Origin of the sequence: Pseudomonas sp. HMWF021 (genome assembly GCF_003061005.1) — a bacterium.
Classification (GTDB): Bacteria; Pseudomonadota; Gammaproteobacteria; order Pseudomonadales; family Pseudomonadaceae; genus Aquipseudomonas.
On sequence record NZ_QAIK01000188.1, the window covers coordinates 14,563 to 25,614 of the forward strand.

At 60.3% G+C, this 11,052-nt stretch carries 7 protein-coding genes; 3 read left to right on the top strand and 4 right to left on the bottom strand.

Going from position 1 to position 11,052, the window contains the following annotated elements; all coding sequences use genetic code 11:
* On the bottom strand, positions 1 to 524 hold a 524-nt coding region (locus DBR18_RS30095), incomplete at its 3' end, for an Hsp70 family protein (RefSeq protein WP_371921165.1).
* 291 nt (positions 525 to 815) lie between these two features.
* On the opposite strand from DBR18_RS30095, the gene DBR18_RS27210 reads away from it, so the two are divergent.
* Positions 816 to 1,766: a DnaJ C-terminal domain-containing protein gene (locus tag DBR18_RS27210; protein WP_108592658.1), complete on the top strand. Its 951-nt coding sequence runs from the start codon at positions 816 to 818 to the stop codon at positions 1,764 to 1,766.
* Between the two features lie 23 nt (positions 1,767 to 1,789).
* Positions 1,790 to 2,095 carry a chaperone modulator CbpM gene (locus DBR18_RS27215; RefSeq protein WP_108592659.1) on the top strand — a complete coding sequence of 102 codons (306 nt, stop codon included), beginning with the start codon at positions 1,790 to 1,792 and terminating at the stop codon, positions 2,093 to 2,095.
* Positions 2,096 to 2,233: 138 nt separating this feature from the next.
* Here DBR18_RS27215 and DBR18_RS27220 read toward each other — a convergent pair whose 3' ends face one another.
* Positions 2,234 to 3,361, bottom strand: a complete 1,128-nt coding sequence (locus DBR18_RS27220) for a sensor histidine kinase (protein WP_108592660.1) — start codon at positions 3,359 to 3,361, stop codon at positions 2,234 to 2,236.
* Positions 3,362 to 3,647: 286 nt separating this feature from the next.
* On the opposite strand from DBR18_RS27220, the gene DBR18_RS27225 reads away from it, so the two are divergent.
* Positions 3,648 to 8,969, top strand: a complete 5,322-nt coding sequence (locus DBR18_RS27225) for an NEL-type E3 ubiquitin ligase domain-containing protein (protein ID WP_108592661.1) — start codon at positions 3,648 to 3,650, stop codon at positions 8,967 to 8,969.
* Between the two features lie 103 nt (positions 8,970 to 9,072).
* On the opposite strand, the gene ureC is transcribed toward DBR18_RS27225, so the two are convergent.
* Together ureC and DBR18_RS30100 are read right to left on the bottom strand one after the other, a co-directional pair.
* Entirely contained in the window at positions 9,073 to 10,773 is a 1,701-nt protein-coding gene (ureC, locus tag DBR18_RS27230) for an urease subunit alpha (protein WP_108592662.1), read from the bottom strand.
* Between the two features lie 160 nt (positions 10,774 to 10,933).
* Positions 10,934 to 11,052: urease subunit beta (locus DBR18_RS30100; protein ID WP_256589024.1), on the bottom strand; the 119-nt coding region annotated here is incomplete at its 5' end.

The window sequence follows — 11,052 nt, forward strand, 5'->3', positions numbered from 1 at the left end:
GTCGACTCGTAGTCGAATGCTGCGGCGATCGGTTCGTACTGGAACGAAACGTCCTTGAAACCGAGCTTGCGCGCCACTTCCACCAGGGTGTCTTCGGCTTCCTGGTCAGCCAGCGGGTCGTCATCGACGAAAAACACCGGACGGCCCAGCACCACGTGTTCGAACTCCCGACCGGCGGCAGTTTCGGCGCGGCTCTTGAGCTGACCGATGAACAGCCCCAGCAAGTCCTTGAACGGCATCGCGGTGCCGAGCACGCTGGTGTCGTGCTTGATCAGCTTGGAACCGAGCAGGCTCTTGAGCGAGCGCATCAACCGCCCTTCGTAGCCTTCCAGGTATTCGTGCAGCGCCAGGCGACCGTACACCGGGCGGCGCTCCTCGATGTTGAAGAAGACCACCGACGGCAGGGTGATCTTGTCGTCTTCCAGCGCGATCATCGTTTCCATGCCGGGGCGCAGCCAGCCGACGGTGGAGTTGGAGGTGCCGAAGTCGATGCCGCAGGCACGGGCTGGAGAGGCGTTGTTCATGTCTTTCGGGTTCCGGTCAAAAAACGGCCGCGCAGTGTATGTCAGTGCGCGGCAGATTCGAAGGCCGGTCATCTGCTATTTCACGACTAAGCTTCTTGAAAGTCGCAGCTTCGCCCCAAACTTGCTGGCATGGGCCGGCAGACACACCGGCGGTCACAAGAACCGCCGTCCACTGCCGATAAACTTCTGCTGCGCCACCCGGTCACAAGCTTGAGATCGGTCAACCCGGCACGCGCGAATGAGCGCATGCTGGTCTCGGCGCGAAATCGATAACGGATGGTGACTCCTTCGATGGACTTCAAAGACTATTACAAGATACTCGGCGTGGAGCCGACAGCGGACGACAAGGCGATCAAGGCCGCCTACCGCAAGCTGGCGCGCAAATACCACCCCGATGTCAGCAAGGAAAAAGACGCCGAGGCCAAGTTCAAGGACGCCTCGGAAGCCTATGAAGCGCTGAAAAGCGCCGACAAGCGCGCCGAGTACGACGACCTGCGCCGTTATGGCCAGCATGGTCAGCCGTTCCAGGGCCCACCGGGCTGGCAGAGCCGTGGCGGCTTTGGTGGCGGCGGTGGTGACACCGGCGACTTCTCGGACTTCTTCAGTTCGATCTTCGGCAATCGCGGCCCCGGTTTCGGCGGCGGCGAAGGTCGGCAACAACGCAGTGCAGGGCGCCGAGGGCAAGACGTGGAAATGGAACTGCCGGTTTTCCTTGAGGAAACACTGTCGGACGAGTCGAAGAAAGTCAGCTTCCAGGTCCCGCAATACAACGCCAACGGTCAGCACGTCAGCAATACCAGCAAGAGCCTGAACGTGAAGATTCCGGCGGGCGTGACCGACGGCGAGCGCATCCGCCTCAAGGGCCAGGGCGCACCGGGCATCGGTGGCGGCGCCAATGGCGATCTGTACCTGACCATTCGCTTCGCGCCGCATCCGAAATTCGATGTTGAAGGTGAAAACCTGATCATCACTTTGCCGCTGGCGCCTTGGGAACTGGCGCTGGGTACTGAGGTGGCCGTACCGACCCTGACCGGCAAGATCAACCTCAAGGTTCCGGCCGGCAGCCAGAACGGCCAGCGCATGCGCGCCAAGGGCCATGGTCTGAAAAACAAGGCCGGTGAGCGTGGTTATCTGTTCGTGCAGCTCAAGGCCGTGATGCCGAAAACCTCCGACGACGAGGTCAAGGCGTTGTGGCAGGAGCTGGCCAGGAAAGCCGCGTTCAACCCACGAGAGAACTTCTGAACCCGACGACGGAGTAGCCCATCATGAGCAGCCCCCTGATCGTTCAACTGGACATGGCAGAATTCTGTGAGGCGGCCGATCTGTCGGACGTCTACGTGATCGAAATCGTCGAACACGGCATCCTCGAACCTCAGGGCGCGCAGCCCCGGGACTGGCGGTTCACCGACTACGAGCTGAGCCTGGCCAAGCGCGCCGCGAAATTGCGGCGCGAGCTGGAGCTGGAGTGGGAGGGCGTCGCCCTGGCGCTGAATCTGCTGGAGGAAGTGCATGAGCTGCGGGCGGAGAACCGCATGCTCAGGCAGCGACTGGGGCGCCTGGTGGTCGAATAGGTTTTCGGTGGTATTGGCCGGCCTCATCGCTGGCAAGCCAGCTCCCACAAGGAACCATGTCGTACACAAAGTTTGTATTCGACGCCGGACCTGTGGGAGCTGGCTTGCCAGCGATGAATGCTCCGTAGATTTCCCTGCTTAAACCGTTCTGGGTAGCACCACACTGAACAGCGTCCCGTCAGTCTCGCTCGAGCTGACTTCGATCGTCCCGCCATGGGCATTTACCACTTCCTTGACGATAAACAGGCCCAACCCGAGGCTGGTTGACGGCTGCCCGAGTTCTTCGTCGGCGCTGCGCACCAACGGATCAAAAATCGTGCCGATCGCCTCTGGGGAAATCGGCGTGCCGTAGTTGTGCACCGAGAGGCAGACACTGTCGCCCTCGCCACTGATATTGAGCGTCACGTCGCGCTTGCTGGCACCGTGCTGCAAGGCGTTGCCGATCAAGTTTTGCAGTAACTGATCGAGCCGTCCGGGATCCCAGGTGCCACGCGTATCACCGCTCACCTTGAGTTTCGGATCGCACTCAGGATTGCCGGCGCAGGCTTCGGCAATGGCTGCTCGTGCTGCATTTGCCAGATCCATGGAGGTCGGCTCGATCGGCAAGGCCCGGCCCAGACGACTGCGCACCAGTTCCAGCAGATCGCTGACCATCGCCGCCATGTGTCGCGCACCGCGCTTGATGTGCAAGGCACAGGCCAGTGCATCGCCTTCAAGGCTGGATTTGCGCAGCAACAGTTCGGTGGACATGCTCACTGCTTGCAACGGCGCGCGCAGATCATGGCCGAGGATGGCGAGGAAAATGTCCCGCGAGCGATTGACCTGCTCGGCGTAGGCAGCGGTCGATTCGGCCAGGGCTTCGTCGATGGCTTCGTTGAAACGGATCATGTCCTGGAAATAGGTCATGTCCGGTGATTCGAGGCTTTCAACCCAGCGGCGGATCACGCAGGCGCGCAGATGGCGGAATTCGCTGGTCATCTGCACCAGATCAAATCCCACGGTGTGGCGCAATTCGCCATGGCTGGCACCGGCCTCGTCCAGGCTCGGGGTCTTTTCCGGGCCTTCGCCCTTGGCTTTGGCAGCCTGTTCGGCGGGGCTTTGCGGCTTGTTCATGTCGCGGGCGGCGGCCCGCAGAATCTCGCTGGCGTGATCGCGCAGCGCGGTGGAATCCAGATAGTCGGCAGCCGGAGTAATGGTCGCGGCGAACTGTTCCCACTCATCGACGATAGGGTCGATATTGGCCACGATGAACTCGGAAAGACGCATGGGCAGTTCCTGAAAAAAGGCGGAGCGAATCGAATATTAGTCCCTTTGACGCGAAATACACGACCGTTTATGCGATGGCCCGTCAAGCGCTGAAAAAAGCGGCGCCCAGCATTCACTGCACCCATAAACACACCGGGTCACGGCGGTGCATATGTATTTTATTCATAGCAATTGTTGGGCGATTCGGCGCTCGCCCGGTCTATTCGGAACGGACTTTTGATTTATTTGTTTCAGTCCGATTTACATACTCTTGATGCTCTATCTGACCGATTGGATGTATCAAGTAATGTCGAATTTAAATGGAAGTTTACTCAGCGCAGGGATTGCGCCACCGACGGAAAATGCCAGTGGGAGATATGCGCAGAAAATTCTGGCGAACATCCCCCAAGTGCTCAAAAGTGCCTCGCCACAGCGGCTGCAGGCCATCGCCAACACTACTGCCGGTGCACCGGACTGGTATCTGGATGCCAACGCCAATGATCGCGCCTATATACGCGAACTTGCATCGGACAGTTTTCGTCTGCAAAGCCAGCTCGACGAAACCCTGGGTGCGCTGCAAACGGATATAAATACTTTCGCCAGGCCGTTATTGACGGAGAAGTTGAAGCAGGTCACCGGGGAGGACTGGGACGTTGACCGGGTGAGATTGCGACTGGACAGCCCGGCTCCGATCCTGTTCTTCGATACCGGCGCCAGTACGGTCAGGGAGTCGTCGCTGCTGGACGCGGCATTGCACAACTTCGAGCCGGAGGAAACCCGGGCGGACGCTTTTCGCAGCGGCTCCGGTGTTTATATGGCCGATGCCGAAAGGGTGCCGCGACAACAGGCCATGACCACCGCGCAGTTCGCGACCCTGTGTCGGGAGCTGGACCTCGGTGCCCGCTACCAGCGGCACATCAAGGCCATTCTCAAGCCTGCCGCTGCCGCCGCCGAGATGGCACTGCGCACTCAATCGATCGACAGTGAGCGAGCTGCTTTCAAGCTTGCCTGTACGATTGCCTCCAGGACTGGCAATGTCTCGCTCTACGCATTCAGCAAACTGGCGGATATACGTGAAGGCAAGTCAGGCATAACGATGCATGACCGGCCGTTGTTGGTCCATCGCCTGTCGTTGATGGGCTTTCGCATGACCGGCATCGTGCTGTTCAGTGCAGTGGCCGAACCCTCGGAAATCAAGAAACTGGTGGACGACCTCACACCGGAAGGCCTGAAGACCTGGCGCGAGTTTTCCGCTCGTGCACCCGCGACACCGGGTAACTGGCTCGAACAGCTAAAACTGCTCGGAGACATTTTCGTCAATGGTCCAGGGGCGGTCGTCAAAGAGATGCAACGCAAGGACGATCTCTATCGACAGTCGGTGCTGACTGGCCCGATCATCGCCTACGTGCCTGGCGACCCGGATCATCCGGTGAAGGAATACGACTCACTGAGATCGTTCATGAAAGAACTGCTCAGCCAGCTGCTGTCCAGTGAGTATCAGGCGTTCTTCAGCCGCTTTGTGGCGCAGAAAGACAAGGGACATTTTTTCACCCGGGTCAACGAGCGCCTGAAGACCTGCACCTGGCACCAGCGCGAGCCCCTCGACATGGGGCCTTGGTGGCGGGAGACAGCAGTGGAAAATCCCGCCGCCGAACCCGTCGCCATTCCCTTTCAGGGCGAGCTGTTCACGACGCTGTTCGAAGCCCGGCGCGACAAGGCGATAACCGACGCCCGGCGCATCGCCGTACCCACCGGCGATGAAGATGCGCAGGCGCGCTGGAAGCGCATCAGCAGTGCGCTGAGCATCACCTGGAACGTTTTCAACTTCGCCGGGATGTTGATTCCGGGCGTTGGTGAGGTGTTGCTCGGGATCATGGTGGCACAGATGCTGGAGGAAACCGTCGAGGGCATCGAGGACTGGAGCAAGGGCGATCGTAACGAAGGTGCGGCGCACATCAATTCGGTGTTGATCAACTTTGCCCAATTGGGATTGATGAGCTCCGGGCACCTGCTGCCCACGCATATACCGGCGCCGGTGCAACCCTCGCCACTGTTCGACAGCCTGATACCAGTGGAGCGGGCGGACGGCGCCACGCGTCTGTGGAAACCGGACCTTTCGCCTTATGCCCACGACATCGTGCTGGCCAGGGATTCAACTCCGGATGCTCAGGGGCTGCACAAGCATCAAGGCAAACAGGTGCTGGCGTTGCACAACAAGCATTTTGTGCTGGACAAAGACCCGCTGACGGGCGAACACCGCCTGGTGCATCCCAAGCGTCCCGCTGCCTACAAACCGACTGTACGCGGCAACGGTGCCGGCGCCTGGCACACTGAAGTGGAGCGCCCCTTGACCTGGGAGCGACGTACACTGCTGCGCAGGCTGGGCCATGAAGTCGAGCGTTTTTCCGATGACACTCTGACGCAGATCCTGAACGTCAGCGGGGTGTCGGAGGAAATCCTGCGACGCATGCATGTCGAAGGCACGCAGCCGCCGGCGCTGCTCAGGGACGCCATCGAGCGGTTTGCCGCTTATGCCGATGTGGGCGAGCTGGCGCAGCAGATCATCGCCAATCAGGTGCCTGAAGCATTGAGTGGTTACCTCCCGGGCTTGCTGACCGAGTTGCCGAGATGGCCCGAGGAAAAGGCTGTGCAATTGTTTGATGACGACCAGTTGTGGAGCCGGTCGCAAAAGTATGGCAATGCGGAAGCCACCCATGAAAACACCGTCAAGCTGACTCGGGCCGAGCTGAACGCAGGGCTATTGCCTGAGCGCGCCCTCGACGCCTGCAGTGAAAGCGAAATTCTGGCCATGCTCGGGCGTGATGTGCCGCGGGAGCGATCGGCGCGTATCGAGGCCATGCGCGATCGTCTGGCAATGCAGGCCGGCAAGCGAATCGAAACGTTGTTCGAAAGCCTTTACCAAAGTCGCAGCCGTTCCAGTGACGCGTGGGTGCAGTGGTTGCAATCCGAGTTCAAAGGGTTGACGACCCGTGCCGCCGAAGAACTGGTGGGCGGTGCCAGCCTCGAAGAAATCATGCGCCTGGCCCGACGCCAACGCATTCCTCTGCGCCTGCGCGAGCAAGCCCGGCATGCCTTGCTGCAGATTCGTTCTTCCCGGGCCTGCGAAGGGCTTTACCTGCCGGAACTGCGGACGGTCGACAGCGCCAGGCTGGCCCTGCATACCATGGAAAATCTGCCGGGCTGGCCTGACGATCTGCGTCTGGAGGTGCGCGAGCTCTCGTTCACGGGCTCGTTGCATGACAGCGTTGGTGCGGCCAATGCCAGTACACGCAAAGTGCTGATCCTGCGCGAGGACGGCCGTTACCAGGCCTTTGACGCACAAGGCCTTGAGTTGCACGGCGCCGATGACTTGTATGCCTCGGTATTGCACGCGCTTCCCGACACCGCGCGAAGCAAGCTGGGCTATGACGTCAATCAGGGAGCCTCGTTGAAAGAAACCGTGGTGAATAAACCGCTTGAGCTGGATCGCGTAGAAACACTTCTGGCCGCGATGCCCGTGCGCAAGCCGTATTACGATCCGGCAGCGGCGAAGTTGCGGGGCGGGATGTTCGGGTTCTGGAGGAACTTGATGAGGGAAGGCGAACATCACAGCGCTCAGTCGCGGCTGCGCGAACTGTTCCCGTCGCTGACGCCTGAGGAAATCAGCGAGATGCTGGACGAAAGCTCTGACGTGGGACGATCCATGCACGAAAGGGTGAGGGAGTATGAGGCGGATTTCGCGAGATTCCATGACTCGATGAGGAGCTATCTTGATCCGCGCCAGGTCATGAATGAGACGTCCACTGAAGCGCGAGTTGAGCGCCTGGCGGAATTGGCAGAGCGCAAACGCTTGTACCAGGTTCTGCGTGACTGCTGGAAACGTACGGCCCCCCGTCACGTTTATCCCAATGGGGAGTTGGCCGGGGACGTACTGGATTTGAGCAGCTTCCGGTTTTCCCGAGGCGACGGATCAGTGCCTTACTTGCGAGAGTTGCCTGATCTGCAAGGTAACTTCGACCACGTGACGTACGTGAATCTGGACAACACAGGATTTCGGGATGCGAATGTGCCGTTTCTACGTGCCTTCCCGGGATTGCGTGTTCTCAGGGCGATGGGTAACCACCTGACACAACTGCCCAGGATCATTGCCGACATGCCTCATCTCAATGATCTGGTCCTGTATCAAAACTACCTGCGTTTTACTCCCGAGGATGTGGCGTTGTTGCGCCAGAGCCGAAGTCTGCTGAGTCTGCAATTACATTCCAATCCGCTGCAACTGCCACCCGATGTTTCGCTGATGCGTCAATTGCACCTCTTGACCTTGCAAAACACCGAGATCACCTCCTGGCCGCAAGGCTTGTTTCCCGCTCGATTCAGGCATTTCACCCTGGATTTGCGTTTGAATCATCTCGCCACCGTTCCAGAGGTGGCACCGGGGTCGCGCAGTGCCGAATTGATCGCGCGCACCATGATTTCTCGCGAAGAGGACTGGATTTCGCCGGAAAATCTGCAGCGGGTCGACCACTATGCCGAGTCAGTCGGTCTGGAACCCGGTCGTCCGTATCCACCGCGCGGGGTAAATGACAGCCTCAATTGGGAGGCGGGCCTGACCCGCGAGCAATGGATAGAGAAGAGAAATGTCTGGGACAGCGTCGAAGACGAGTTCGGCTCAAAGCCCTTTTTCGACATTATCCGCAACCTGACCCGTTCGGCCGATTACCAGTCATCCCCCGCCTATAAGGCGGAATTGACGGCAAAGGTGTGGCGAATGATCGATGCCATGGCAGAGAACAAGCAGTTACGTGACCAGTTGTTCGAGTTCGCTGCCGGGCAAGACATCACCTGCGACGACTCCGGGCCACGGATGTTCAACGCCATGGGCGTGAGTGTGCTGGTGCATGAGGCTTATCAGTTGATCAGCAAGGATCTGGTGGAGACGGCGCTGGTTGAACTGGCAAGGGGCAAGTCCCGCCTGGACGAAATCGGTGCCATCGCAAGGAAACACATTGCCGAGCGGATCGAAGCTGGAGAGACCTTTGTCGAACAGGACGGGCAAGGCCAGGTCGGGGGCACCATCGATGAAGTCGAAGTTCATCTGGCGTTCATGACTGATCTGGCGCAGAGGCTGGACCTGCCCTGGCAGTCACGCGGCATGAAGTTCAGGAGGATCGCCGGGGTTACGCAGAGAATGATCGAAGACGCTTTCAATCGGGTCATTGCGCTTGAGCAGGGTGATCTGCTGCGTGACTCCATCAGCCAGCAGCCTTTTTGGAGGTCTCATGTCGAGGGTTCCAATCGTCAACTGTTCAAAGGCTTCAAGCGCCGGATCGAAGCACTTGGCGACCTGGTGCAGGCGATGAAGCGCCGGGCATCCGGAACCACGCTGTCGGACATTGAGAAGGCCCGTCTGCAAACCACCATCGAGGCGTTGGCCGAGAAGGTGGGCAAACGGAAAAGTGATGTCGCACCGGGCAAGGCAATAAGCGACAGCGACTACACCGCCGAAATCGAACGGATAGAGGCTGAGGCGCAAACCGCGCTGAAGACGCTGACACAGCAAGCCATGGACCGGGCAAAACTGCAAAGGACTGAAATCCCGTTTACGGTCGAACCCCAACAACCTGTTTGAGTAGAAACACTGGCGGCTGCAGCAAGGCAGTGTCCAGGCACATAGAAAAAGCCAACCCGATGGCCACCGCCATCGGGTTTTTCTTTGGCCGCTGCGCGAACAATCAGAACAGGAAATACCGCTGCGCCATCGGCAATGTTTCGGCCGGTTCACACCACAGCAGCACCCCGTCGGCCTTGACCTGATAGGTCTGCGGGTCGACGTCGATGTTCGGCAGGTAATCGTTGTGGACCAGGTCGGTTTTCTGCACGTCACGGCAGCCTTTGACCACGCCGATTTTCTTCTTCAGCCCCAATGCCTCGGGCAGCCCGGCCTCCTGGGCGGCCTGACTGATGAAGGTCAGGCTGGTGGCGTGCAGCGAGCCGCCATAGCTGGCGAACATCGGGCGGTAGTGCACCGGTTGCGGGGTCGGAATCGACGCGTTGGCGTCGCCCATCAGGCTGGCAGCGATGGCGCCGCCCTTGAGGATCAACGTCGGTTTGACGCCGAAGAACGCCGGACGCCAGAGCACCAGATCGGCCCACTTGCCAACCTCGATCGAACCCACTTCGTGGCTGATGCCGTGGGTGATCGCCGGGTTGATCGTGTACTTGGCGATGTAGCGCCTGGCGCGGAAGTTGTCGTTGCCTTCACCGTCCTGGGGCAGCGGGCCGCGCTGCTTTTTCATCTTGTCGGCGGTCTGCCAGGTGCGTGTGATGACTTCGCCGACGCGGCCCATGGCCTGGCTGTCGGAGCTGATCATCGAGAACGCGCCGAGGTCGTGGAGGATGTCTTCGGCGGCAATCGTCTCGCGGCGGATGCGGCTTTCGGCGAACGCCACGTCCTCGGCAATGCTCGGGTCGAGGTGGTGGCAGACCATCAGCATGTCGAGGTGTTCGTCGATGGTGTTGCGGGTGAACGGCCGGGTCGGGTTGGTCGAACTCGGCAGCACGTTAGGGAAACCGCAAGCCTTGATGATGTCCGGCGCATGGCCGCCGCCGGCACCTTCGGTGTGGTAGGTGTGGATGGTGCGGCCCTTGAACGCGCCGAGGGTGGTTTCGACGAAACCCGATTCGTTGAGGGTGTCGGTGTGGATCGCCACCTGTACGTCGTACTGATCGGCGACGCTCAGGCAGTTGTCGATGCTCGCCGGGGTGGTGCCCCAGTCCTCGTGCAGCTTGAGGCCGATGGCGCCGGCCTTGACCTGCTCGATCAGCGGCTCCGGCAGGCTGGCATTGCCCTTGCCGGTGAGGCCGATGTTCATCGGGAATGCGTCAGCGGCCTGGAGCATGCGCGCCAGGTGCCACGGCCCGGAGGTGCACGTGGTGGCGTTGGTGCCGGTCGCCGGACCGGTGCCGCCACCGATCATGGTGGTGACGCCGCTCATCAGCGCTTCTTCGATCTGCTGCGGGCAGATGAAATGGATGTGCGTATCGATACCGCCGGCGGTGAGGATCATGCCTTCACCGGCGATCACTTCGGTGCTGGCGCCGATGGCGATGGTGACGTTGGGCTGCACGTCCGGGTTGCCGGCCTTGCCGATTGCGGCGATACGCCCGTCCTTGAGGCCGACGTCGGCCTTGACGATGCCCCAGTGGTCGATGATCAACGCGTTGGTGATCAAAGTGTCGACCACTTCGGCGGCGAGCAACTGGCTCTGCCCCTGGCCGTCACGGATGACTTTGCCGCCGCCGAACTTCACTTCTTCGCCGTAGGTGGTGAAGTCTTTTTCGACCTCGATCCACAACTCGGTGTCCGCCAGGCGCACCTTGTCGCCGACGGTGGGGCCGAACATGTCGGCGTAGGCGTTTCTAGAAATCTTCATGTGCTTGCCTTGGGATTCAATTGGATTTGAGACCGCTCGCATAGCTCGCTTTCGCAGCCTCGCTGCGCTCGACAGCTCCTACAGTCAGTGCTCGGCTCGAGACCGCAGAGCATTTGTAGGAGCTGCCGAAAGCTGCGATCTTTTTGGGTTCGCACCGATCTCAGTCGAGATCCCCCATCACCCGCCCGGCAAAGCCGAACACCCGCCGATGCCCGGCGTACTCCACCAGCTCGACCTCGCGGCTCTGCCCCGGTTCGAAGCGCACGGCGGTGCCGGCGG